The organism is Actinomadura chokoriensis (genome assembly GCF_041463665.1).
In the GTDB taxonomy this organism is placed as follows: Bacteria; Actinomycetota; Actinomycetes; order Streptosporangiales; family Streptosporangiaceae; genus Spirillospora; species Spirillospora chokoriensis_A.
On sequence record NZ_JAXCEJ010000029.1, the window covers coordinates 49,600 to 73,313 of the forward strand.

Sequence of the window (23,714 nt, forward strand, 5' to 3'; positions counted from 1 at the left end):
CCCATGCCCGACGCCCTCTACGTCACGGTCCACGACTCGGTGACGAGGCTCGTGCCGTCCGGCGAGCACGCCATCGGGCCCGATGCGGGCTCGGACGTGCGCGTCGACCTCGGCGGCGCGCCCGGGCCGGTCGCGTGGCTGCGGTACATAGGCCACTGGATCCTGCGCCCGGCCTCGCACGTCGACGAGACGCTCGTCGACGGCAGGCCGCGGACCGAGCAGCTCATCCATCTCGAAACCGGGCGGGACACGAAGGTGACGTTCCGCCTCGGCCCGGTGCACACCGGTCTGCTCCTCGGCTTCAGCGCGCCGCTCCAGGCGGCCGCCCCGCCACCGCCGTACCGATCCGGCGGGCGGCTGCACCGGCTCGACGACGCGATGACCGTGCTCGGCAGCGGCGCGGGCGCCGACATCGTCGTCCCCGACCTCGGTGTGGCGGCACGGCACGCGACGCTGCGGCGGCGGGACGTCACCGGGCTGGAGATCCGCGACCACGGGCAGGGCGACCCGACGTACGTCCGGGGGCGGCGGATCATGTGGGCCCGCCTCCGCGCCGGCGACTCGTTCACCGTCGGGGACAGCGCCTTCACGCTCCTGGACGAGGTGACGCTGCGCGAGACGCGCCAGGTGCGGGGCGCGTCGCTGGTGGTCAGCGACCTGTCCGCCGCCTACCGGCCCGCCTGGAGGCCGTGGCCGAGGCAGCCGGTGACCAAGCTGGACGGCCTGTCGGTCGTGCTGCGCTCCGGCGAGATCCTCGCGGTCGTCGGGCCGTCCGGGACCGGCAAGTCCACCTTCTTCAAGGCGCTGCGCGGCGAGGTCGAGACGTCCGGGAGGCTGCTGTTCTCCGGGCTCGACCTCGCGACCGAGGGCGAGCAGGTCCGGGACATGGCGGCGTTCGTCCCGCAGCAGGTCGACCTGCACGAGAGCCTCACGCCCGGCCGGGTGCTGGGCCAGGCCGCCCGGCTGCTGCCGGGGGCCGGCACGACCGCCGCGGAGCGCCGGGGCAGAATCGCGGAGGTCGCGGCGCATCTCGACCTCGCCGGGCTGCTCCACCGGCCGATCCGCGAGCTGTCCGGCGGGGAGAAGCGGCGGGTCTCGATCGGCGTCGAGGTCCTCGGCAGACCCCGGCTGCTCGTCCTGGACGAGCCGACCTCGGCGCTGGACGCGGGCATCGCCCGGTCGGTGATGCGCATGCTCCGGACGGTCGCGGACGACGGCTGCACCGTCGCCCTCAGCACGCACGCCACCGACCAGCTGGGGGACGCCGACAAGGTGCTGGTGATCGGCGCGGGCGGCCGGCCGCTGTACTACGGCGAGCCCGAAGCCGTCCTGGACGACTTCGGCGCGAGCGGGTTCGCCGATCTCATGGAGACGGCCCGGCACCGTCCGCAGGAGGCCGCCGCGCGTTTCCGCGCGGGCCCGGTCCCGGCGGAGGCCGCCCGGCTGGCCGCGGCACCGGCGACCCCGGCGGCACCGGCGACCCCCTCGACCCCCGCGGCACCGCCCGCGGACGAGCCGCGGATGCGCGGGGAGGCGACCTGGCGCCGCGGGGTCCGGCAGTTCCCCATCCTGGTGGGGCGCGAGCTGGCGCTGCTCCGGGCGCGCGGCGCGCTCGCGCTCGCGCAGATCCCCGCGGTTCCCGCGCTCGGCGGGCTGCTCGCCGCCCTCGGCGCGTCCGCGGCCGGGCTGGGCGGCGCGGAGGGAGACAACCGGCACGCCGTCCAGACGCTCACGCTGCTGATCACCGCCTGCGTCTTCGCGGGCCAGTCGCTCACCTACGGCGACGTCGTGGCGCAGTTCCCGGTGCTGCGCCGCGAATGGCGCGCGGGCGTTTCGCCCGGCGCGGTCATCGCCGCGAAGGCCGCGGTGTTCGGCGTCCTCGCGGTGCTGCAGGCGCTGATCACCGTCGGCGCGTTCCGGCTCCTGCGGCCGCCCGCGACCTCGTCCCTGCTGCTCGGGCCGGACGCCGACCTCGCGATCTGCCTGGCGGCGGGGGCGCTGGCCGCCATGTCCGCGGGCCTGCTGATCTCGGCCGCCGCGCCGACCGTCGAGCGCGCCGTCGGCTGGGCGACCGCCGCCGCGATCTGCCAGGTCGCGCTGAGCGGAAGCCTGCTGGACCTGTCCGAGCATCCGGTGCTGTCCGCCGCCGGCTCGCTGCTCCCGTCCCGGTGGGCCACCGCCGCGCTCGCCGCGTCCAGCGACGCGCGCGGCGTCGCGTTCGGCGCCCCGCCGGACGAGCTGTGGCGGCACCGTCCCGCCTTCATGATCATCGAACTGGGTGTGCTGCTCGCCATGACCATCGGCTACGGCTGCGCGGCCCGGCTGGTCCTGCGGTACCGGCTGGCGCGCCGCTCATGACCCCTCGGAGGCAGGACCATGAAGAAGGCGAACAGGCGGCGGCTCACGGTGGGGGCGGTGGCGACGTTCCTGATCAGCCTGCTGCCGCTCGGCGGCTGGCTGCTGCCCGACCCTTTCCACACCCACGACGACGGCGGCGGCGGACGGTTCGACGGGCGGTGGAGGGGCACGATCACCCGCTCGTCCGGCGACCGGTGGGAACTCGACATCACGATCGACGTCGCCCGGCGGACCGGCCGCTTCGAGGTCTCGTCCGCCACGGCGCGGTGCTCGGGCGACCTGACGGTGCTGGAGCACTCCGACGACCGGCTCAGCGTCCTCGAGCGGCTCGTCCGCGCCGACCGCGGGACGTGCGCGCCGCGGGCCTACATCACGCTGTCGCTGGCGGGCGGCCGCGTCCATGCCGTCTGGGAGGACGCGGGCCCGGTGAACGTCACCGGCAAGGGCGACCTCACCCGCGGCTGACCGGGCGGCACGGAGAGGTCAACGGGGAGGGGAGCGGGGAGGGGTCAGCGGCCGGGGCCGCCGCCGAACCATTCGCCCGGGGCGGGGCGGGGGTCGGGGTGACCGATCTGGTCGGCGGGGGCGGCGGGCGGCGGGCTCTGGCGGCGGGCCTCCACCCGCTCCTGGAGTGCGGCCTCGATGCGCATCTCGTCCTCGTTCGGCGCCATCGCGATGATGATCAGCAGGAGGGTCGCCACCGCGCCGACGCCGCCGACGAGCGGCAGCAGGAAGTCGGCCGCGCCGGCGCCGCCGAGCGCCGCGTCGTGCGCGTGGTCGTGCGGGTGGATGCGCATGGCGGCCATGCCGACGTAGTGCATGCCGCTCACCGCGAGGCCCATGATCAGTGCGGCGCCGGCCGTCGCCCACAGGCCGCGCACCCTGGTCGCGAACCAGAGCGCCGCGGTGGCCGCCACCAGGGCGATCAGCACCGACAGCGCCACGAGGGCGGGCTGGTAGCCGACGTCGGCGGCCATGTTCATGGCCATCATGCCCATGTAGTGCATGCTCGCCACGCCGGCGCCGGTGAGCACGCCGCCGGCGACGATGACCGGGGTGCGGGTTCCGGCGAAGCCGACGATGAACAGCCCGACCGCGACGACCACGACCGCGACGGCGCAGCTCAGCAGGGTGAGCGGCACGTCATAGCGGATCTCGGTGTGCGAGACGCTGAAGCCGAGCATCGCGATGAAGTGCATGACCCAGATGCCGGTGCCGCCGATCGCGAGCGCCGCGAGGCCCAGCCAGGAGGCCCGGGAGCGGCCGGTGGTGGCCCGCGCCCGCGCGGTGCACAGCAGCCCGAGCAGCGAGCCGACGAACGACATGATGTACGCGGCCGCCGGGGTCAGCAGGCCATAGGAGAAATGGTGAACTTCGGTCATGCGGGTCCCCCGGAACGGTCCAAAATGCTGATCGCCGCATCATAGCCATGACGAATCAGCACAGATCACCCGCATCAGAACAAAAGAACCGCGCGTGATCCTGGACCGCGCCGGACGAATCGCTGCCCGCCGGGGAGCCCCGGCGGCCTCAGGGGGTGACGGCCATCGCGGCGAGGACCCGGCCGGCCAGGTCCCGGTCCCCCGTCACCCGGACGGCGGCCTCTCCGGGGGCGCAGCGCCCGGCGGCCAGCCGGACGTAGGTCTCCCAGTCCATGGCCAGCTCGGCGGTCGGGGCCTCGCCGGACGACCAGCGCCCCCGTCCGTCCTCGCCGATCGCCACGGCCACCTCGTGGTCGGGCGGGCCGGAGATCGCGAAGGCGACGCACTCCCCCGGCGCGGCCTTCGCGCGGCGGGCGACCACGAACGGAAGCCCGGCGCCGAGCAGGTCCCAGAAGCAGCCCGCCGCCGGGGCGTCCAGGTTGCCGGGACGGCCGGTCGCGCGGCGCACGTCCTGCTCGTGCGTCCAGCAGTCCATGGCGCGGAACTTCATGAAGCGCGAGTAGGGGCCCTCCTTGCCGTCCGGGCACAGGAGGACCCGGTCCGGGTCGAGGGTGGGCAGTTCGGCGAGGCGGCGCTCCAGGGCGTCCGCCAGTTCCGCCGCCACGGCCGGGCCCGGCACCGGGCGCCGCGCGTGCACCCGGGCCTCCAGGGCCCGGCCGAAGTCGTTGCGGACGTGCGCGAACTCGGGAAGCTCGATCTCCGGACCTGGCTCGCCGAGGAGGTCCAGCTCGACACCGACCAGGTGGGAGAGCTGGTCCTTGACCGTCCAGCCGGGGCATTCGGTCGGCCGGTCCCAGTCGTCCTCGGCGAGCGTGCCCGCGAGGGCGAGCGTCGAACGGATCGTCTGCTCGTAGGCGGCGGTGTTGGCGCGCATCTCTTCGCTCATGTCGGCTCCTCCATCGACCACCACCTGAGCTTAGGTCAGGCGTTCAGCTTGCTGCCGATGATGGTGGCGTATGCGGCCTCGCCCTGCGCGTTCGGGTGGAGGGGGGCGGCGAGGTTGACGGGGACGTAGCCCTCGACCCAGCGCTTGGACGTGGACTGGCAGGCGTCGTGGCCGGCACTGGGCGTGACGAGGTCGATGTAGGTGCCGCCGTGGGCGGTGGTCTGGTCGCGGATGACGCCGTTCATGGCGTTGACGGCGCCCTGGAGGAAGTTGGCGTCGGTCGGCAGAACGGGCTGGAGGGGCCAGCAGCCGTCCTTCTTGATGTAGAGGCCGTATCCCGTAACGACGATGCGGGCCTGCGGGGCGCGGGCGCGGATGCCGTCCAGGACGGCGCTGAGGCGGGGGCCGAAATCGGCGGTGCGCTGGGCGACCTCGGCCTCGAACTCGCCCTTGCAGGGGGTGGCGGTGGGGTCGAGGTTCATGCAGTCCTCGGCGATGCCCACGAGACCGACGTCGTTGCCCCCGATGGTGAGGGTGACGAGGGTGGTCGAGGTGCTGAGGGCGTCGAACTGGGGCGGGACGGTGCCGGTGTCGACTCCGCCGACGCTGGTGCTCTGCGACTCGGTCATGTGCTTGCTCTTCGCGCCGCTGCAGGTGACGTCGCGGAGGTTGGCGTTCAGCGCGGCGGCGAGCTTGTGCGCGTAGTTGTTGGTGGAGCGTCCGCATCCGACCGGGCCGGTGATGTTCGGGATGAGCGGCCCGGAGGCCATCGAGTCACCGAGGGCCACGTACTGGACCGTGGCCGCTTCGGCGGGGGCGGTGAGACCCAGGGCTGTGCCCGCGAGAACCAATGCGCCGACCATGCCGTGCAACAGACGCTTCATGCCAACTCCTCGGCGTCATGGACGATGTCGCCGTGATCGTCCAGAATTTGGACACACCGTTCAATTGGCGTGAAAACAGACTCTTGCGGGAGCGGTTGTGGCGCGGGACAACATGGCGGCCTTGTGCATCGCCGGACGGCCGATGGCGGCGGACCTGCGGGCCCGCACGCCCCGACTCACCCAGCGCGTCGTCGCGCGGCTGCTGGTGGAGCTGCCGGTCTACGCGGAGCTGCCGCAGGAGGAGGTCGCCGGGGACGTGGCCGAGATCGTCCAGCACAGCCTGCGGCAGTTCGCGGACGTCCTGGAGCGGCGCCGCCGCGCGGAGCCGGACGAGTTCGGCCGGCAGCGCGACTCGGCGGCGCTGCGGGCCGAGGAGGGCGTGCCGCTGGACGCGATCCTCAGCGCGTACCAGATCGGCGCGGCGACGGCGTGGGACGAGCTGGCGGCGGGGGCCGAGCCGTCCGACCTGCCCTCGTTCCAGGAGGCGCTCAGCTACTTCCTGGACTTCCAGCGGCTGCTGACGTCGGCGGTCAGCTCCGCGTACCTGGAGGTGCGGCAGATCCTCGACAGCCAGGAGCACGGCGGGCGGCACGCGCTGATGACCGCGCTGGTGGCCGGGGACACCGCCGGGCACCGACCGGCGCCTCGCTACGCGGTCCTGACGCTGGCCTTCGCCCCGCACCCGGACGAGGCGGGCTCAGGGCAGCGTGCCCGGATCGCGGCCCGGCGCAAGATCCGCCGGATCCGGACCGTCCTGGACGAGGTCGCCGACGAGCCCGCGCTCACCGCCCTGGACGCCTCCGGCGGGACGGCCCTGCTGCCCTTCTCCGCCGGCTGGGACGAGCTGCGCGACCTGGTGGCGCGGGCGGCGAAGAGCGCCGACACGCAGGTCACGGCGGCGGCGGAGATCACCGGACCGGCGGGGGTCCCCGCCGCCGCCACGCGCAACGCCGAGATCATGGACCTGGTCCGGCGAGCCGGCCATCCGCCCGGCCTGTACCGGCTCGCGGACGTCCTGCTCGAGTACCAGCTCAGCCGGCCGAGCGGCGCGCTCGCCGGGCTCGCCGCCCTGCTGGCGCCGCTCGACCGCAAGCCGGAGCTGCTCCGCACGCTGGAGCGGTACCTGGCCTTCGACCTGGACCGGCGGACGACGGGCGCGGCACTGCACGTCCACCCGAACACGGTGGCCTACCGCGTCCGCCGGATCAGCGCGCTGACCGGGCTCGATCCGGCCCGGCCGCGCGACCTTCAGCTACTGCACGCGGCGCTGATCGCGCGCCGCGCGCTCTCCTAGCGTCACCTCCCGGGCCAGCGCGGGTCGAGGATGTCGAACTCGTGCGGCAGCCGCAGCGCGTAGCGGAGCTTGTCGTTGGCCTTGAACGGCGCCCACAGCGGCTGCTCCCACAGCTCGTGGACGTTGCACCGGGCCGCGGACGAGCCGGCCGCGTCCAGCAGCGCGTTGACCGCCTGCCGGCCGCCCTGGTTGGCGCCCTCCATCGTGGTGACGTTGATCGGCGTCTTCACCCAGTCCCCGGCCAGGAACAGGTTCGGGATCTTGGTCTTGGACGTCGGGCGCAGCTTCCACGAGCCGGGCTGCTGGATGAACAGCGGGGTGTCGTTCGTGACGCCGCCGCTCCCGTTCGGGATGATCGCGGGGTCGAGGAACCACGAGTGCAGGTCGGCGTCGGTGAGCAGCGTCTGCCCGCTGTCGTTGAGGTGGGCCTTGATCTGCTTCCAGGTCTCGGCGGCGATCTCGCTGGGCGGGCAGTCCGTCGCCCGCTTCTTGTTGAAGGTCCCCGGCGTGAACCAGTCGGAGATGATCGACGACAGGCAGTCCTGGACGGTGCCGTCCCCGTAGGTGGAGAAGTCGCGCTTCCAGAACTGCTCCTGGCTGATCGACGTGACCGCCCACGTCGAGTCGCCGTAGTTCACGTGCCCGGCGGCGAGCGGCAGTTTCTTCTTGAGGAAGAACTGCAGCCCGGTCATCCAGTCGGTGCGCAGGCCCTTGATCCCGGCCAGCGACGGGTCGGCGCTGAGGACGGCGTCGCTCAGCAGGCCGGCGGTCCGCTCGCACGGCATCGCGACGACGAACCAGTCCGCGGTGATGGCGGACTTGCCCTTGACGCCCGCGGAGGTGATCTTCCCGCCCGAGACGGTGAGGGAGTTGACCTCGTACCCCACGTTGAACTTGACGCCGAGGTTGCGCAGGTGCGCGATCCACGGGTCCAGCCACATCTCGGACGAGGACCCGTTCAGCACCCGGTCGACCGTCCCGCCCGACTCGTTGCCGAGCCCGAGGATGCTCCACACGGTGGCCTCGCCGACCATCGCGATCGAGTGGGTGCTCGCGTCCTTGGACTTGGTGGCGGCGAGGTTGCGGATCGTCCCGTCGGCGATGAACTTGTTGTACTCGTCGGAGTACCAGTCGGCGCGGATGTAGTCGGACCAGGTGATGTTGTCCCACTGGCCGAGCTTGCGGTCGTCGGAGCTCGTGACGTAGACGAGCAGCTTCTGCGCGGCGAACGCGGCCTCGGTCAGCGACAGTTTCGCGATCGTCTGGAGCCCGGAGGTGATCGTGGCGAGGAAGCTGGCGGTGTCGTAGATCTGTGCGCCCGGCGGCAGCGGGAACGGGAACGGGATGGTGAGGTCGGGACGTCCCTGCCGCGACATCATGTACGCGTCGGCTCGGACGAGGTTGCCCCAGGTTCCCTTGGCGTTGCCGAGGAACGGCGTGCGGCGCATGTTGTCGGTGAGGTTGAAGTAGAAGCCGGGGAAGAAGCGGAACCCGTGCTCGCCGGGGAGGTCGAGCCGGCCGCCCGTCCCTGTGCCGGGCGGGAAGATGCTGCGCGCCTTGCCGCCGAGGGCGGTGCGCTCGTAGACCTCGACCTGGAAGCCGCGGTCGATCAGCTCGTGGGCGGCGGTGAGTCCGGCGACGCCGGCGCCGAGGACGGCGACCCGCCCGCCCGCCGCGTGTGCGGGTACCGACCCCATGGCCAGTGCTCCTGCGGTGGCGGCGCCCACCACACCCGCGTCCTGTAAGAACCTTCTGCGTGTCGTCACGGCGACCCTCCCGGTGCCAGGCCCCCGACTCATAAGTGGTGAGTTACTTGTAACACGCTATTAGCACACTGCCAATAAGCCGGACGCACCGGGTCCGGCCACGGCATTGAACACCTCGAAAAGGGACAGACCGATACAGCAGAAGACACCGGACGCGCACGTCCGGTGTCGCTCCGCGCTCCGTCCGGTGTCGCTCCGCGCTCGGCGCGGGACGCTCAAGCGGCGGTCGCGCGGGCCCCGGCCCGCGCCCCGTCGCGCCTCAGCCCGCGGCCGCGCCGGGGTGCTCGGTGCGGAGGTGGTGCTGGAGCGCGGACAGCTCGAGGTGCGGCTGGTGGCAGCGCACGCAGGCCCAGACCCCGCTCGGAATCGTCACGCCGTGCTTCGCCGCGTCGTCGCGCACGCACAGCATGGTGTAGGTCTGGACGAGGCGCCGCCACGTCCTCCGTACCGCCGATGACATTCCCGCTCCCCTCCCGAGCCGGGTCCGGATGGACCGGCACAGGATACGGCAACGGGAATGTCAAGGCGAAACGCCGGAGATCACTGCCCGATTTTCACCCCCGGCTCACCGTGCCGGTACTCCAGCGGCCGCATGCCGCGGCCACCCGGGATGTTGCCGGCCACCCGGTACTTGCCGGTTGGCAGGATCGTCCGGCCGAAGGTGTTCTCCATCAACATCGCGGCGGCCAGGTACAGCGAGATCACCGCCGTCGCGACCAACAGCCAGCCGCCGACGTGCAGTGGCCAGGTGGACCCGGCCCAGAAGCCGGCCGCGGTGAAGCCCGCGGCCACCGCGAGGCAGCCCAGCAACAGCGCGAACACCATGTTCTCGCCGAGAGCCGCCAGCGCGCACAGCCCGGTGATCGCCGCCAAGGCGATGAACCAGAACGCGAAGTCCTGCCGGACGCTGCCCAGCACGGGCGCCAGCGCCAGTGGTACCGCGCCCACACTGATCAGCAGGAAGAACACGCCCCAGGCCAGGAAGAACGCACCCCACATGCCGTGCACCGCGGTGACGAGGCCGTCCCGGGCCCGGTAACCCCACAGTCCCGCGAGAAGCTGCGCGAGGCCGCCGAAGAACAGCACGAACGGCCACAGGACCAGCGGGGTCGCGGCATTGCCGTACCATCCGGCCTGCCATGCGCCGACCATCATGGTCGCGCCCGCGAGTGCGAACAGCCCGAGGATGGACGGTGCCGCGATGGGCTGCAGGAAGACGCGCGTCCGGTCCTCCCACAGCGCGTGCTCACCGGGTATGTCGGCGCCCCGGTGCGGCGCGGCCGTGGCGGCTCCCTCGGCGGGCGTCGCGGCTGCGGCGCGCTCGCCGGCCATCGGCGATTCCGCTCGCTCTCTTCGCCTTGCCATGAGATCCCCCTCTGGAATCGGAGAGCTATAAAACCCCCCTAACCGTGGTTTTGTGGGTCAAACAGCTTCAGCCCCGGATGATTTCGGAAGTGTCCGGCATCAACACCATCGTTTACCTTGCCGCGACAATCCCATTGCGAGCCGATGACCTTCGGGGCCTTCCTTTGGGCCTCCGGGAATGCGGGATCAGCGGTGAGGGCGGCAGTGGATCGTCAGGCCGGGGGTGGCGTGCCAGCCGATCAGCCGGAACAGCCGGTCGATGTGAGGCGAGACCGTGTGCAGGACGAGCAGGCGGCCGTCGCCCTGGAGGGCGCGGGCCGCGGCGGTGAAGGCGCGCAGGCCCGCGATGTCCATGAAGGCGAGCGCGGCCAGGTCGACGTGGACGTCCCCGGACACGCGGGCCTGGGCGGCGCGCAGGGCGGAGGCGACGCCAGGGGCGTTGGAGACGTCGATCTCGCCGCTCATCCGCAGCCATGGCGAGGACGTCGCGGCGGCGACGTGCAGGAGCACCGTGTCGAGTTCGACGATGTCGTAGCGGGGGGCCGCCTGCTCCCCGGGCCCGGGGCCGCCCTCGCCCCCGGTGATCCGCCATATCGTCATGTCACGCGCACCTCGCCCTTGGACGGGGCCGCTACCGTGCGCGGCCCCGTATGTGCCAGGCTCTCACCTGTCGGCATCTTATGAACCCCACCGGGCGGATTTCATGGACGAGAAGGCAATTCTGGACCGGATCAACGAGTTCATCGAGGAGGAGCACGGCCTGCGGCAGGCCCACGAGCGGGCCGAGACGACGAACGCCGAGGCGCAGGACCGGTTGCGCCGCCTCGAGGTGGCGCTCGACCAGTGCTGGGACCTGCTGCGCCAGCGCAGGGCCCGGATGGCGGCGGGACAGAACCCGGACGAGGCCGAGGTCCGTCCCGCCGGCGAGGTCGAGAACTACCTGCAGTAGGCCGCGGCGGCGGCGATGCGAGCGGTCCCGTCCTTCACGGGACCATCCAGCCGAGTACGCCGGTGGACTGCAGTCCCGACAGCACGCACATCCCGACGAGGAACAGCAGGCTCCAGAGGACGACACGGCGGAAGATGTCGCCCTCGCGCCCGTCCAGGCCCACCGCCGCCGCGGCGATGGCGAGGTTCTGCGGGGACACCATCTTTCCGAGGACGCCGCCGGAGCTGTTGGTCGCGGCCATCAGCACCGTCGACAGGTCCGCCTTGTTCGCGGCGGTGACCTGCAGGGCGCCGAACAGCGAGTTGGACGAGGTGTCAGACCCGGTGACGGCGGTGCCGAGCCACCCGAGGATCGGCGACAGCACGGCGAACGCGCCGCCCGCCCCGGCCATCCAGGTGCCGAGCGTGACCGTCTGCCCGGACGCGTTCATCACGAACGCCAGGGCGAGCACGGCCATGACCGTGATGATCGCCCACTTGAGCTGGACGAGGGTCGTCCAGTAGGCGCGCAGGGCCCTGCCGAGGCCGACGCCGAGGGCGGCCATGGTGATCAGCCCCGCGACGAGCATCTGCGTGCCGGGCGTGGTCAGGTAGTTGAAGGTGAAGGTGGGCAGGCTGAGCGGCTTCCCGGTCGGCCCGGTGAGGTCGAGGCCGGGCCAGGAGAAGGTCCGGGTGGCCCTGTCCAACTGCTCCTTGACCTGGTCGATCTGGCAGACGACGAAGACCGCGATGATGATCGCGTAGGGCGCGTAGGCGCGGGCGACCTCGCCGCGCGAGTCGCGCTCGCCGCCGGACTCGCCGCCGGACTCGACGCGGGCCGCGAACTCGGGGGTGGGCTCGTCGGCGGCGCCGCCCGCGACCGGGGCCGGCCGGGCCGCCGCCCGCCGCGGGCGCAGCCGGACCGCGAGGACGACGGCGGCGGCCGACACGAGGGACGCGACGACGTCGGCGAGCGGCACCGACAGGAAGTTCGCGGTGACGTACTGGGCGACGCCGAACGCGGCGCCGCAGAGCAGGGCGGCAGGCCAGGTCTCGCGGAAGCCGCGCCTGCCGTCCACGATGTAGACGAGGACGAGCGGGACGAACAGCGCGAGGATCGGGGTCTGCCGCCCGACCATGGCGCCGAGCGTGTCGCTGGACTCCCCGGTGACCTTGCCGAGGGTGAGGATCGGCGTCGCCATCGCGCCGAACGCGACCGGCGCGGTGTTGGCGGTGAGCGCGAGGACGGCGGCCTTGATCGGCTGGAAACCGAGCGCGATGAGCATCACGGACGTGACCGCGACGGGCGTGCCGAAGCCCGCGAGGGCCTCCAGCAGGGCGCCGAACGAGAACGCGATGAGCACGGCCTGGAGGCGGCTGTCGTCGCTGACCTGCGCGAACGACCGGCGGAGCACGTCGAAGTGGCCGGTCGTGACGGTGATGTTGTAGACCCAGAGCGCGTTGATGACGATCCACAGGATCGGGTAGAAGCCGAACGCGGCGCCCTCGGTTCCGGCGAGGAGCGCCTGGTCGGCGGGCATGCCGTACGTCCAGATCGCGACGGCCAGGGCGACCGCCAGCGCGATCAGGGACGCCAGCCACGCGCGCATGCGGACGCCCCCGAGCAGGACGAACAGCACGGCCAGCGGCAGCGCGGCGACGAGTGAACTCCAGCCGAGCGAGTCGGCGACGGGATCGAGGACCTGCTGGTACACGGGATCACCTCGCGGGTAGGGAGCGCCCCCGAGCACGGGGTCGATACCCACAAGCGTGACGTGGGTCACCTTGATAGTGAACTTTTCAATCAGTCAGGACGTGTCAGAGCTCCCGGAGGAGTCGGGCCGGGGTGAGGGGCAGGTCGCGGAAGCGGATCCCGGTCGCGTGGTGGACGGCGTTGCCGACGGCCGCGGCGGCCCCCACGATGCCGATCTCGCCGATGCCCTTGGAGCCCAGCGGGTTCAGGTGCGGGTCGGACTCCTCCACCCACGCCGCGTCGATGTCGCGGACGTCGGCGCAGGCCGGGACGTGGTACTGGGCCAGGTCGCGATTGAGGTAGTCGCCGAACTCGGCGTCCATGACGCTCTCCTCCATCAGCGCCATGCCGATGCCCATCGTCATCCCGCCGATGAACTGGGAGCGGGCGGTCTTGGGGTTGATGATCCGCCCGGCGGCGAACACGCCGAGCATCCGGCGGACGCGGATCTCGCCGGTGTCGGCGTCGACCTCGACCTCGGCGAACTGCGCGCCGAACGCGTGCCGGGCGTACTCGTCCCGCGCCTTGATCTCGGCGGTGGTGTCCGCGGACGCCTCCACCCCCTCGGGAGGCAGGGAGCCGTTCTCGGTGTGCAGGGAGCCTCCATGCCCACCGGCGACCAGGCCGTTGAGCTCGCTGCGCAGGGCCTCGCAGGCGCGGACGACGGCCGTCCCCCAGCTCGCAGTCCCGGCGGAACCGCCCGCGACGCTCGCCCGTGGCAGGGAGCTGTCGCCTATCTCGACCTTGACCTGGTCGAGGTCCGCCTTGAGCGTCTCGGCGGCGATCAGGCCGAGGGCGGTGCGGGCGCCGGTGCCGATGTCGGCGGCTGCGATCCGGACGGTGAACGTCCCGTCGGGCTCGGCGCGGGCGGTCGCCTTGCTGGGCATCAGGTACGCGGGATAGGTGGACGAGGCGACGCCCGTGCCGATGAGCTTGCGGCCCTCCCTGCGGACGCCCGGGGCGGGGTCACGCCCGTCCCAGCCGAACCGGTCGGCGCCCTCGCGCAGGCACGCGACGAGGTTGCGGGAACTGAACGGCAGGCCGCTCTCCGGTTCGCGGTCGGTGTCGTTGCGGACACGCAGCTCGATGGGGTCGATGCCGACGGCGATGGCCAGCTCGTCTATCGCGGATTCGAGCGCGTACATGCCGGGCGTCTCACCTGGGGCCCGCATCCAGGACGGTGTAGGGACGTCCAAGGCGACCACACGGTGGGACGTATGCCGGTTTGGGGCCTGGTACATGACGCGGGTGGGCGTCGCCGTCTGCTCTGCGAACTCCTTGACGGTGGACGTCTGCTCGAACACCTCGTGGAAGATGGCGTTGAGCCGTCCGTCGGCGTCGGCGCCGAGCCTCACCCGCTGGATCGTCGGCGTCCGGTAGCCGGTCGTGGCGAACATCTGCTGCCTGGGCACGGCGAACTTGACGGGACGGCCCACAGCGCGCGCGGCCAGCGCCGCCAGGACGACGTTCGGCCTGGGCGTCCCCTTGGAACCGAATCCGCCGCCAACGTGCGGGGACACGACACGCACCTGCGACGGGTCGAGGCCGAAGATGCCGGCGATCGTGGCCTGAACGAACGACGCGCCCTGGGTGGAGTCGTAGAGCGTGAGGGATCCGTCGCCGTGCCACTGGGCGAGCGTGGTGTGCGGCTCCATCGGGTTGTTGTGCTCGGCCGGGGTGGTGTAGGTCACGTTGACGCGGACGGCCGAGTTCCTGAACGCGTCCTCCGGTTCGCCTTGCCCGGTGTCTGCGGGGAAGACGGGATTCACCTTGTCCGGCTTGTAGAGGCCGGGGTGGTCGGCGCGGAGGGTGACGTCCGGTGTCTCTGTCGCGTACTCGACCCGGACCAGCCGAGCCCCTTCCCGTGCGGTTTCGAGCGTCTCGCCGACCACGGCGGCAACGAACTGGCCACGATAGGAAACCGTCCGCGACTGGAAGAGGGCCAGCTCACCGTCCGAGGTGTCGCTGAGCCTGGGCGGGTCCTCGCAGGAGAGCACGGCGAGCACGCCGGGGAGCCTCAGCGCGGCCTCGGCGTCGACGGACCTGACCTCTCCCTTGCCTACGCTCGCCTGGACGGCCGAGGCGTACGCGACGTTCTCGACCTGGTACTCGAAGGCGTACCGCGCCTGGCCGGTGACCTTGTCGCGGCTCTCCAACCGGTCGGTCATGATTCCCGCACTCCCCCCAGTTCCATCAGCGTCCGGACGATCAGGTTGCGCGCGAGCGGCACCTTGTAGGCGTTGTCCCGCAGCGGCTCGGCGGCCGCCAGCTCGGCCTCGGCGGCGCGCACGAACGACTCCTCGACCGCCTCGGCGCCGCGCAACTCCCCTTCGGCGCGCCATGCCCGCCACGGCTTGTGGGCGACGCCGCCCAGTGCGAGCCTGACGTCCCGTACCACGCCGTCCTCCACGTCAAGGGCGGCCGCTATGGAGACGAGCGCGAAGGCGAACGACGCGCGTTCCCGGACCTTGCGGTAGCGCGACGGTATGCCGAGCGCGGGAACCTCCACGGCGGTGATGAGGTCGCCTGCCTCCAGCGTGGTGTCACGCTCTGGCTCGTTGTCCGGCAGCCTGTGCAGTTCGTCGATGGGGATGGTCCTCTCCCCCGCGCGGCCTTGGATCCGTACGGATGCGCCCAGCGCCGCCAACGCCACCGCCATATCGGACGGGTGCGTCGCCACGCACGCCTGCGAATGACCCAAGATCGCCAGGTTGTGGTGCTCGCCCTCCCTGGCCGGACATCCACTTCCCGAGTTCCGCTTGTTGCACGGCTTGGCGGCGTCCTGGAAGTAGGAGCAGCGCGTGCGCTGAAGGAGGTTGCCTCCGACCGTCGCCAGGTTGCGGATCTGACCGGACGCACCGGCCAGAACGGCCTGCACGAGCATGGGATGGCCTTCGCGGACCGTGGGATCCGCGGCGAGAGCGCTGTTGCTCACCGCCGAACCGATGACGAGGCTTCCGTCCGGACGCAGTTCGATCTCGTCGTACGGGAGGTGCGCGACGTCCACGAGCCTGGCCGGTTCTTCGACACCGAGACGCATCAGGTCCACGAGGTTGGTTCCGCCGCCGAGGTAGACGGCTCCGTCATGGTGCCGCTCCAGGGCGTCCTCAGCACTGGTCGCGCGTTCGTACGCGAAGGGCCTCATGCTTGCGCCGCCTCCCTCTTCCTGGCGGCCTGCCGTACGGCGGCCACGATCCCGGCGTAGGCGCCGCACCTGCACAAGTTTCCGCTCATGCGTTCGCGTATCTCGTCGTCGTCCAGGCTGGGGTCGGAACCCAGGTCTTCGGTCACGACGCTGGGCCAACCGCGTTCGGCCTCGTCCAGCACGGCTGTCGCGGAGCAGAGCTGGCCGGGAGTGCAGTACCCGCACTGGAAGGCGTCCTGCTCGATGAACGCCTCTTGGACGGGGCTCAGCCGCCCGTCCTGGGCGAGCCCTTCGACCGTGACGATGTCGGCGCCGTCATGAGCGACGGCCAGCGCAAGGCATCCGTTCGCGCGACGCCCGCCGAGAAGGATGGTGCAGGCACCGCACTGGCCGTGGTCGCAGCCCTTCTTCGAGCCGGTCAACCCGAGGTCCTCCCGCAGGACGTCCAGCAGGGAAGCGCGGGTGTCGACGCTCAGCCGGTGCTCCATGCCGTTAACGACCAGGGTGATGTCGGCGTACATAGGTGTGTCCATGCCTGCGCACTACCCCGATGCGCCGGGGTGAGTCAGCGGCGCGGCCGCCTCCGTGTCCGGCTAGAGGACGCCGACGGCCGCGTCCACTGCGGCTCCCACGTCACCGTCGGGCGGGTAGAGCAGCGAGCGCCCGGCGACGACGCCCTTCACGCCGGGGATCCGCATCGCGCTCCGCCAGCCGTCCAGCACCGCCTCCGTATCGCCCGCTCCGACCGTCTCGCCCGCGTCGTCGCCGCCGAGCAGCAGCGCGGGCAGCGTGGTCGCCGCCATCACCCGCTCCATCTCCGGCACGACCGGCAGCTTCAGCCACGTGTACGCCGAGGTGACGCCCAGCCCGGACGCGACCGACACCGCCCGGATCATCGCCTCCGGCGTCAGCAGGTTCCGGACGCGGCCCTCGACCCGGTGCGCGACGCACGGCTCCACCAGCGCCATCAGCCCGTGCCGGGCGAGCCCCGACACCGCGTGCGCGCAGTTCTCCAGCGTGCCCGCCGTCCCCGGGTCGGCGTCGTCGACGCGCAGCAGCATCTTGCCGCCGTCCAGCCGCGCCGCCGCGATCGCGTCCGCGTCGTAGGCGGTGAACCGGTCGTCGATCTCGAACGACGTCCCGGCGAGGCCGCCGCGGTTCATCGACCCGATCGCGATCCGGTCGTCCAGCACGCCGAGCAGCAGGAGGTCGTCGAGGACGTCGGGGGTGCCGAGCACGCCGTCCACGCCGGGACGTCCGAGCGCGACGCAGAGCCGTTCGAGCAGGTCGGCGCGACCGGCCATCGCGACCGGGTCGCCGCCCGCCCCGAGCGCGCCGCGCGCCGGCTGGTCCGCCGCGATGATCATCAGGTTGCCGTGCGCGCCGGGCGGGCCGGCGCGGCGCGCCCGCGCGGCCGCGGCCTCGGCGACCGCCCCGGGCCGCTCGGCCCGCACGTCGGTCAACTCGCTGATGCGCACTCCGTCGAGTCTGCTGACGCCCGCTGCCGCGTGTCAATCAGCCCGAGTCTGTGAGTATCTCCACGACCTGGCGGGCCGTGTCGGTCGGCAGCGGCGCCGGCAGCCCCTTCCACTTGCGGGACGCGGCCATCGCCGCGGCGCCCGCTCCGCCGCCGTACACGGCCGCCGCGACGAACGACGCCAGCTCGGGCGGCAGCTTCCGCTCCAGCAGCAGGACGTTCATCCGGTAGGTGGCGGCGGTCGCGAGCATGCCGAACGCTCCGGCGACCGCACCCATCCGCAACGCGGGAATCCGCTGCCGCGCCTTGTCCAGCATCTCCTGTTGCGCGGCGTCGACCACCCGCCTCGCGAGCAGAAGGTTCTGCTCCAGCGGGCCGTCGACCTCCGCGGGTTCGCTCGACTCCGTCATGACCGATTGCTTACCCGCAGAAGAGCACAAGAACCGGGAGAGCAATATGTCACCGTCGGTAACTTTGCGCGTGCTGTAGGTTGCCGAACGGATCCCGACCCTTCCCAGAGCCGACAGAGAGGCCGGTCGATGCAACCGTTCGAGCTGCCCGACTTCTATGTGCCGTACCCCGCGCGGCTGAACCCGCATCTGGAGGGCGCGCGGACGCACACCATGACGTGGGCCCGCGAGATGCGGATGCTCGACGACCACCGGGACCCCGGCACCCCCGACATCTGGGACGAGGCCGCCCTCACCGCGATGGACTACGCGCTCCTGTGCGCGTACACCCATCCCGACTGCGACGGGCCGGAACTCGACCTCATCACCGACTGGTACGTCTGGGTGTTCTACTTCGACGACCACTTCCTGGAGGTGTTCAAGAAGCCCCGCGACCAGGACGGCGCCGGCGCCTATCTCGACCGGCTGCCGCTGTTCATGTCCCTCGACCCGCCGGAACCGGTGAACGCCGTCGAACGGGGCCTCGCCGACCTGTGGGCGCGGACCGTCCCGTCGAAGTCGGACGCCTGGCGCGAGCGCTTCTCCGTGAGCACCCTGAACCTGCTCCGCGAGTCGCTGTGGGAACTGTCGAACATCAGCACCGGCCGCCTGCCGAACCCCGTCGAGTACATCGAGATGCGGCGCAAGGTCGGCGGCGCGCCGTGGTCGGCGGACCTGGCCGAGCACGCCGCGGGCGTCGAGCTTCCCGAACGCGTCGTCGGGACGCGCCCGCTGCGCGTCCTCAAGGACACCTTCTCGGACGGCGTGCACCTGCGGAACGACATCTTCTCCTACCAGCGCGAGACCGAGTCCGAGGGCGAGGTGAACAACTGCGTCCTGGTGATGGAGCATTTCCTCCGGACGGCTCCGCAGGCCGCCGCCGACACGGTCAACGACCTGCTGACCTCGCGGCTCCGCCAGTTCGAGAACACCGCCGTCACCGAGCTGCCGCACATCTTCGCCGACCACGGACTCGACCCGGCCGAGCAGGCCGCCGTCGCCGCCTACGTGAAGGCCCTGCAGGACTGGCAGTCCGGCGGACACGAATGGCACATGCGCTCCAGCCGCTACATGAACAGCAAGTCGCTCGGGATGTCGGCCGCCCGCATACCCGCCCTGCTCGACTCGACCCGGATCAGCCGCCCGCACGTCCCGCACCAGAAGGTGGGGCCGACGCCGCTGCCCGAGTTCGACATCCCCTACCCGCCGCGCGTCAACCCGCACCGCGAGCGCGCCGGCCGCGCCACCCTCGCCTGGGCCCGCGAGATGGGCATGTTCTCCCCGCATCCCCGGCTGCCCGTCTCGGTGTGGAGCGCCGAGCGGCTCACCGGGATGGCGCTGGAGACCTGCGCGGCGTCCCTCGACCCGGACGCCGGCCCCGAGGCCCTCGACCTCGCCACCCAGTGGCTGGCCTTCGGCACCTACGGCGACGACTTCTTCCCCGCCGTCTTCAACCGCGACCGCGACATGGCGGGCGCGAAGCTCTTCAACGCCCGCGTCGCGTCCTTCATGCCTCTGGACTGCGGCGCCACGCCCGCCCCCGAGAACGCCTTCGAAGCGGCCCTCGCCGACCTGTGGCCCCGCACCGCCCTGCCCATGGACGACCGCGGCCGCCGCGAGTTCCGCGCCGCCGTCGAGCACATGGTCGAGAGCTGGCTCTGGGAACTGAACAACCATCTCCAGTCGCGCGTCCCCGACCCCGTCGACTACATCGAGATGCGCCGGCACACGTTCGGCTCCGAGCTGACGATGGCCCTGTGCCGGATCGAGCACTCGAGGGAAATCCCGGCGCACGTCTTCGAGACCCGCACCCTCCGCGAGATCGACGCCTCCGCGATGGACGTCGCCTGCCTGCTGAACGACTGCTTCTCCTACCAGAAGGAGATCGAGTACGAGGGCGAGCTCAACAACGGCGTCCTCGCCATCGGGAACTTCTTCGGCTGCGGCCGCGACGAGGCGCTGCCCATCGTGAACGACCTGATCACCTCCCGCCGCCGCCAGTTCGAGCACCTGGCCGAGCACGAGCTTCTGGCCCTGGCCGCCGACCTGGACCTGGACGACACCGCCCGCGCCGCCCTCGCCGCCTACGTCGACGAACTCCGCGACTGGATGGCCGGGATCCTCAAATGGCACCGCGAGACCGACCGCTACGACGAACGTCCGCCGAGCATCCCCAAACCGAGCGGCCCGGGCACCTCGGCCTTCTACCTCTTCACCCGCGAACGGGCACGAAACCCGATCACCTCCTGACCCCCGCGCCCGCCCCCGGACGCCCGGCCCCCGGCCCGAGTGCGACGTCCGGGGCGGGCGTTCAGGGGCCGACGGGTTCTGGCTCGGGAGCGGGGCGCGGGGCCGGGATCATCAGGGTGTGGCGTTCGTCGGGCGTCAGGCGGCGGAACACGCGTGTGCGGGCCCGCTCGACCAGCGCCGCGCCGTCGGTGACGGCCTCCCAGATCCGGACCGTGCGGTCGCCGGACGCAGTCGCGACGCGCGTGCCGTCGGGCGACCAGGCCACGTCCCACACCTCGTCGTCGTGGACGGCCGCGACGGACAGTTCCCGTCCGGTCACCGGGTCCCACAGGCGGACGGTCCGGTCACCGGACGCGGTCGCGAGGACCCGGCCGTCCGGCGACCACGCCACCGACCAAAGCCAGCCGTCGTGCCCGGACAGCAGCGACACCTCCGTCCCCTCCGCGGCGTTCCACACCCGCACCGCGCGGTCGCCGGCGAGGGCCGCGATGTGCGCGCCGTCCGGCGACCAGGCCACCGCGCGGACGGCGCCCTGCGGCACGGTCAGCGACGTGAGCCGCAGGCCCGTCCGCGGCTCCCAGATCAGGACGGCCCCGTCCTGCGACCCGGAGGCGATCCGCTCGCCGTCGGGCGACCAGGAGACGGCACGCACGGTGTCCTCGTGCCCGCGCAGCACGAGCGGCGCGGAGCCGTCGCGGCCCTGGAGCCGGATCGTGCGGTCGTCGGACGCGCTGGCCAGCCGGGCACCGTCCGGCGACCACGCCACGGCCCGCACCCAGTCGCCGTGCTCGGCGAGGACGCTCTCCTGCGCGCCGTCCGCGGTCCAGACCCGCACGGTGCGGTCGCGGGAGGCGGTCGCGAGCCGGGCCCCGTCCGGCGACCAGGCCACGTCCCAGATCTCGTCGGTGTGCCCGCGCAGCACCCGCCCGCCGCCGTCCGCCCAGATGCGGACGGTGCCGTCGTGCGAGGCGGAGGCGATCCCGCCCGCCGACCAGTCGACCGCCGACACCGCGCGCTCGTGCCCGCGCAGCACCGCGACCTCGGCGGCGCGCTCGGCGTCCCAGAACCGGACGGTCCGGTCGTTGGATCCGCTGGCCAGGCGCGTGCCGTCCGGCGACCACGCCACCGCGCGCAGCGCCTCGCCGTGCCCGCGGAACACCGCCAGCTCGGTGCCCTGCGCCGCCGACCACAGCCGGATCGTCCGGTCATGGGACGCGGTGGCGAGCCGGGCGCCGTCCGGCGACCACGCGACGGCCCAGACGATGTCGGCGTGCCCGGTCAGCACCGGCGCGGACGCGCCGGTCGCCACGTCCCACACGCGCGCCGTCCGGTCGTAGGAGCCGCTCGCGAGGCGGGCGCCGTCGGGCGACCAGGCGGCCGTGCGGACGGTCTCCTCGTGGCCCTCCAGCACCGCGACCGCGCGGCCCTCCGCCGCGTCCCAGATCCTGATCGTGCGGTCGTCGGACGCACTGGCCAGCCTGGTTCCGTCGGGTGACCAGGCCACGTCGCGGACCCATCCCTCGTGGCCGCTCAGCGTGGCGGTTGTCGTGCCGTCCGCGGGGTCCCAGATCCTGACGTCGCCGTCGCGGGACGCGGAGGCGAGCCGGGCGCCGTCCGGTGACCAGGTCACGCCCCACACCATGTCGCGGTGGCCGCGCAGGACGGAGATCCGGGCGCCGGCGGCCGCGTCCCACACGCGCGCGGTGCCGTCGTCGGACGCCGACGCCAGCCGCAGCCCGTCCGGCGACCAGGCGACCGCGACGACCGGGGCCTCGTGCCCGCGCAGCACCGCGACCTCGCCGCCCGCGGCGTCCCACACGCGGACCGTCCGGTCCGAGGACGCCGTCGCGACGAGCGATCCGTCCGGCGACCAGGCCACCGACCAGATCCGGTCCTCGTGGCCGCGCAGGACGCCGCACACCCGCGACACCGCGAGCGCCGCCGACAGCGCCCGGCGGGCCAGCGGCGTCGGCGCGCACTCCTCGTGCGCCGCCAGGGCGAGCAGCAGGCTGTGCTCGGGGTCGGTCCGGAAGCCGGTGAGCGCCTGCCGGGCGATGGAGTCGGCGAGGCGGCGCATGGCGGCCCCGTCCGAGCGGTGGGAGACCTCGACGAACTCGGCGACCAGCGGCTCGACGGCGGCGACCCCGTCGGCCTCGGCGATCCACCTGCGCGCCGCGGCGAGCCGCTCCCCGCGCAGGAGGTATGCCTCCCGGCGGCCGTAGCGGTCCCATTCGGCGGCCCACTGCTCCAGGTCGGCGAGGCGGCGCAGCGACTCGGCGTGCAGCGCGATCGTCTGGCGCAGCGGCGCCCAGGCGGAGAACAGCGCCTCGTGGGAGACGTCGAACACCGTCTGCTCGCCGTCCCGTCCGCTGGTGCACAGCCGTTCGCGGACGAACGCGTCCACGACCAGGCGGCCGGCGCCGTCCAGCTCGCTCGCGGGCACCCGCCGCCGCGTCGGCCGCCCGCCGGTGAACTTGACGAACCTCAGCAGCGTCTCCAGGACGGGCGGCGCCGGCTCCCGCGCCTCCAGCTCCCGCATCAGCCGGTCGGCCCGGCGGGTGAGCGCGCCGTCGACCCCGCCGGTGCGGCGGTAGTCCTCGGCGGTGATGACACCGTCGCGTCCGACGTGCAGGTACAGCTCGTGCAGGAGGTAGGCGAGCAGCGGCAGCGCCGTCCCGTCCCCGGTGTCGTCGGCCATCTGCGCGACCAGTTCCGGCGGCTCGAACGTGATGCCCGCCCGCGCGGCCGGTTCCCGGATCACCGTTCTGAGCGCCGCCCGGTCGAGCGCCGTGACCGCGAACGGATGCCGGAACATGCCCGCGAACCCGCCGCTCAGGAACTCGGTGAGGAACTCGGCGCGGAACACGAACACGACCCACGCCTTCGAGTCGGCGTCCAGCGTGTCGCGGAGCATGCCCAGGAAGGCGTCGCGCTCGTCGGCGGCCGTGAGCGTCAGCAGTTCCTCGGCCTGGTCGACGGTGATCAGCACCGAGCGGTTCCGCCGTCCCCGGCGCAGCGCGTCGATCCGCCGCCCGAGCTCGGCGGGATCGTCGCGCAGCTCCGCCGCGATCGGCTCGGCGTCCCCCTCGCCCTGGGCGTCGGCGAGGCGGTAGGCCAGGCAGCCGAACGGATCGTCCTCCGGCGCCATGGGCGGGACGACGACCCAGCGCCGCTGCTGGTGGAGGCGCGGCAGCAGCCCGGCGTACAGCAGCGACGACTTGCCGACCCCCGACGGGCCGGTCACCGCGATGGACCGCGGCTCGCTCCCCGGCCGGAGCCGCTCGATCAGCTCCTGGAGCTCCTCGTCGCGGCCGAAGAAGACCCCGTCGTCCTCTTCCGCGAAGGCGTCCAGGCCGGGGTAAGGCGAACGGTCGGCCTTCCAGACCGGTCGTGCCAGGCTCCGCCGTTCCTGCCCCTTCTCCCACGCGAGGACGAGGGGAATCAGCAGCATGCACAGGATGATGACGGGAAGCGCCCACTTTTGGACGATATGAGTCGTTTGCGGGGAAACCTGTAATGCCAGCCCGAGCAGCGCCACCAGCAGGATCATCAGATAACCGGGAAAGACAGGCCCCTGCCGACGCCGCATGCACCATCCTCCGGAACGTTCCCGCAACCCCGGCCCATGCTACGTGCGCCCCTTGGCGCCGACCATGTTCGCCCCCTTCGACCGGATGGGCGAAATGCTGGGACGCGTTCGGACATGTGCCCTGCATCT

Annotated in this window: 19 protein-coding genes; 5 read left to right on the forward strand and 14 right to left on the reverse strand. The window is 72.4% G+C overall.

Annotated features, from left to right (window positions below; all coding sequences use genetic code 11):
* Positions 1–3 precede the first annotated feature (3 nt).
* Together SM418_RS32600 and SM418_RS32605 are read left to right on the forward strand one after the other, a co-directional pair.
* Positions 4–2,358, forward strand: coding sequence for an ATP-binding cassette domain-containing protein (locus SM418_RS32600; protein WP_371945273.1), 2,355 nt, complete (start codon positions 4–6; stop codon positions 2,356–2,358).
* Between the two features lie 18 nt (positions 2,359–2,376).
* Complete coding sequence (locus SM418_RS32605) at positions 2,377–2,823, forward strand: hypothetical protein (RefSeq protein ID WP_371945271.1); 447 nt, start codon at positions 2,377–2,379, stop codon at positions 2,821–2,823.
* Between the two features lie 44 nt (positions 2,824–2,867).
* Here the strand turns inward: SM418_RS32605 and SM418_RS32610 are convergent, their stop codons facing one another.
* The 3 genes from SM418_RS32610 to SM418_RS32620 form a co-directional block, all read right to left on the reverse strand.
* On the reverse strand, positions 2,868–3,740 hold the full coding sequence (locus SM418_RS32610; RefSeq protein ID WP_371945269.1) for an MHYT domain-containing protein: 873 nt from the start codon (positions 3,738–3,740) through the stop codon (positions 2,868–2,870).
* 148 nt (positions 3,741–3,888) lie between these two features.
* Positions 3,889–4,686, reverse strand: coding sequence for a maleylpyruvate isomerase family mycothiol-dependent enzyme (locus SM418_RS32615; protein WP_371945268.1), 798 nt, complete (start codon positions 4,684–4,686; stop codon positions 3,889–3,891).
* A gap of 35 nt (positions 4,687–4,721) precedes the next feature.
* The gene (locus SM418_RS32620; RefSeq protein ID WP_371945267.1) at positions 4,722–5,570 is read right to left on the reverse strand and encodes an SGNH/GDSL hydrolase family protein; all 849 of its coding nucleotides are present in this window, start codon (positions 5,568–5,570) and stop codon (positions 4,722–4,724) included.
* A 97-nt stretch (positions 5,571–5,667) separates the two neighbouring features.
* Here SM418_RS32620 and SM418_RS32625 point away from each other — a divergent pair, with 97 nt between their 5' ends.
* Positions 5,668–6,864 (forward strand): PucR family transcriptional regulator, encoded by a 1,197-nt coding sequence (locus SM418_RS32625; RefSeq protein ID WP_371945265.1) that lies wholly within the window; start codon positions 5,668–5,670, stop codon positions 6,862–6,864.
* Positions 6,865–6,866: 2 nt separating this feature from the next.
* Here the strand turns inward: SM418_RS32625 and SM418_RS32630 are convergent, their stop codons facing one another.
* The 4 genes from SM418_RS32630 to SM418_RS32645 form a co-directional block, all read right to left on the reverse strand.
* The gene (locus tag SM418_RS32630; protein WP_371945263.1) at positions 6,867–8,663 is read right to left on the reverse strand and encodes a hydroxysqualene dehydroxylase; all 1,797 of its coding nucleotides are present in this window, start codon (positions 8,661–8,663) and stop codon (positions 6,867–6,869) included.
* Between the two features lie 226 nt (positions 8,664–8,889).
* A complete protein-coding gene (locus tag SM418_RS32635) occupies positions 8,890–9,090 on the reverse strand; it encodes a hypothetical protein (protein WP_371945261.1) in 201 nt (66 codons plus the stop codon).
* An 80-nt stretch (positions 9,091–9,170) separates the two neighbouring features.
* Positions 9,171–9,962, reverse strand: coding sequence for an acetate uptake transporter family protein (locus SM418_RS32640; protein WP_371945260.1), 792 nt, complete (start codon positions 9,960–9,962; stop codon positions 9,171–9,173).
* A gap of 219 nt (positions 9,963–10,181) precedes the next feature.
* On the reverse strand, positions 10,182–10,595 hold the full coding sequence (locus SM418_RS32645) for an STAS domain-containing protein (protein ID WP_371945258.1): 414 nt from the start codon (positions 10,593–10,595) through the stop codon (positions 10,182–10,184).
* 103 nt (positions 10,596–10,698) lie between these two features.
* Here SM418_RS32645 and SM418_RS32650 point away from each other — a divergent pair, with 103 nt between their 5' ends.
* The gene (locus SM418_RS32650) at positions 10,699–10,944 is read left to right on the forward strand and encodes a DUF2630 family protein (RefSeq protein ID WP_371945257.1); all 246 of its coding nucleotides are present in this window, start codon (positions 10,699–10,701) and stop codon (positions 10,942–10,944) included.
* A 34-nt stretch (positions 10,945–10,978) separates the two neighbouring features.
* On the opposite strand, the gene SM418_RS32655 is transcribed toward SM418_RS32650, so the two are convergent.
* The 6 genes from SM418_RS32655 to SM418_RS32680 all read right to left on the reverse strand — a co-directional run bounded on the left by SM418_RS32655 (position 10,979) and on the right by SM418_RS32680 (position 17,707).
* The gene (locus SM418_RS32655) at positions 10,979–12,637 is read right to left on the reverse strand and encodes an L-lactate permease (RefSeq protein WP_371945255.1); all 1,659 of its coding nucleotides are present in this window, start codon (positions 12,635–12,637) and stop codon (positions 10,979–10,981) included.
* Between the two features lie 103 nt (positions 12,638–12,740).
* Positions 12,741–14,843 (reverse strand): xanthine dehydrogenase family protein molybdopterin-binding subunit, encoded by a 2,103-nt coding sequence (locus SM418_RS32660; protein WP_371945253.1) that lies wholly within the window; start codon positions 14,841–14,843, stop codon positions 12,741–12,743.
* On the reverse strand, positions 14,840–15,820 hold the full coding sequence (locus SM418_RS32665; protein WP_371945252.1) for an FAD binding domain-containing protein: 981 nt from the start codon (positions 15,818–15,820) through the stop codon (positions 14,840–14,842). The genes SM418_RS32660 and SM418_RS32665 overlap by 4 nt, the downstream gene beginning before the upstream one ends.
* Positions 15,817–16,341 (reverse strand): (2Fe-2S)-binding protein, encoded by a 525-nt coding sequence (locus SM418_RS32670; RefSeq protein WP_371945367.1) that lies wholly within the window; start codon positions 16,339–16,341, stop codon positions 15,817–15,819. Before SM418_RS32670 ends, SM418_RS32665 begins: the two co-directional genes overlap by 4 nt.
* 72 nt (positions 16,342–16,413) lie before the next feature.
* Complete coding sequence (locus SM418_RS32675; RefSeq protein ID WP_371945251.1) at positions 16,414–17,298, reverse strand: Cgl0159 family (beta/alpha)8-fold protein; 885 nt, start codon at positions 17,296–17,298, stop codon at positions 16,414–16,416.
* 37 nt (positions 17,299–17,335) lie between these two features.
* On the reverse strand, positions 17,336–17,707 hold the full coding sequence (locus tag SM418_RS32680) for a phage holin family protein (protein WP_371945250.1): 372 nt from the start codon (positions 17,705–17,707) through the stop codon (positions 17,336–17,338).
* 129 nt (positions 17,708–17,836) lie between these two features.
* Here SM418_RS32680 and SM418_RS32685 point away from each other — a divergent pair, with 129 nt between their 5' ends.
* Positions 17,837–19,996, forward strand: coding sequence for a terpene synthase family protein (locus SM418_RS32685; protein WP_371945249.1), 2,160 nt, complete (start codon positions 17,837–17,839; stop codon positions 19,994–19,996).
* A 61-nt stretch (positions 19,997–20,057) separates the two neighbouring features.
* On the opposite strand, the gene SM418_RS32690 is transcribed toward SM418_RS32685, so the two are convergent.
* Positions 20,058–23,447 (reverse strand): nSTAND1 domain-containing NTPase, encoded by a 3,390-nt coding sequence (locus SM418_RS32690; RefSeq protein WP_371945248.1) that lies wholly within the window; start codon positions 23,445–23,447, stop codon positions 20,058–20,060.
* Positions 23,448–23,714: the final 267 nt, after the last annotated feature.

What these genes read in the sequence shown, in the direction of transcription:
- SM418_RS32600 (WP_371945273.1), top strand. Translation starts at nt 4, where the DNA reads ATGCCCGACGCCCTCTACGTCACGGTCCACGACTCGGTGACGAGGCTC.
- SM418_RS32605 (WP_371945271.1), top strand. Translation starts at nt 2,377, where the DNA reads ATGAAGAAGGCGAACAGGCGGCGGCTCACGGTGGGGGCGGTGGCGACG.
- SM418_RS32610 (WP_371945269.1), bottom strand. Translation starts at nt 3,740, where the DNA reads ATGACCGAAGTTCACCATTTCTCCTATGGCCTGCTGACCCCGGCGGCC.
- SM418_RS32615 (WP_371945268.1), bottom strand. Translation starts at nt 4,686, where the DNA reads ATGAGCGAAGAGATGCGCGCCAACACCGCCGCCTACGAGCAGACGATC.
- SM418_RS32620 (WP_371945267.1), bottom strand. Translation starts at nt 5,570, where the DNA reads ATGAAGCGTCTGTTGCACGGCATGGTCGGCGCATTGGTTCTCGCGGGC.
- SM418_RS32630 (WP_371945263.1), bottom strand. Translation starts at nt 8,663, where the DNA reads ATGAGTCGGGGGCCTGGCACCGGGAGGGTCGCCGTGACGACACGCAGA.
- SM418_RS32635 (WP_371945261.1), bottom strand. Translation starts at nt 9,090, where the DNA reads ATGTCATCGGCGGTACGGAGGACGTGGCGGCGCCTCGTCCAGACCTAC.
- SM418_RS32640 (WP_371945260.1), bottom strand. Translation starts at nt 9,962, where the DNA reads ATGGCCGGCGAGCGCGCCGCAGCCGCGACGCCCGCCGAGGGAGCCGCC.
- SM418_RS32645 (WP_371945258.1), bottom strand. Translation starts at nt 10,595, where the DNA reads ATGACGATATGGCGGATCACCGGGGGCGAGGGCGGCCCCGGGCCCGGG.
- SM418_RS32650 (WP_371945257.1), top strand. Translation starts at nt 10,699, where the DNA reads ATGGACGAGAAGGCAATTCTGGACCGGATCAACGAGTTCATCGAGGAG.
- SM418_RS32660 (WP_371945253.1), bottom strand. Translation starts at nt 14,843, where the DNA reads ATGACCGACCGGTTGGAGAGCCGCGACAAGGTCACCGGCCAGGCGCGG.
- SM418_RS32665 (WP_371945252.1), bottom strand. Translation starts at nt 15,820, where the DNA reads ATGAGGCCCTTCGCGTACGAACGCGCGACCAGTGCTGAGGACGCCCTG.
- SM418_RS32670 (WP_371945367.1), bottom strand. Translation starts at nt 16,341, where the DNA reads ATGTACGCCGACATCACCCTGGTCGTTAACGGCATGGAGCACCGGCTG.
- SM418_RS32680 (WP_371945250.1), bottom strand. Translation starts at nt 17,707, where the DNA reads ATGACGGAGTCGAGCGAACCCGCGGAGGTCGACGGCCCGCTGGAGCAG.
- SM418_RS32685 (WP_371945249.1), top strand. Translation starts at nt 17,837, where the DNA reads ATGCAACCGTTCGAGCTGCCCGACTTCTATGTGCCGTACCCCGCGCGG.
- SM418_RS32690 (WP_371945248.1), bottom strand. Translation starts at nt 23,447, where the DNA reads ATGCTGCTGATTCCCCTCGTCCTCGCGTGGGAGAAGGGGCAGGAACGG.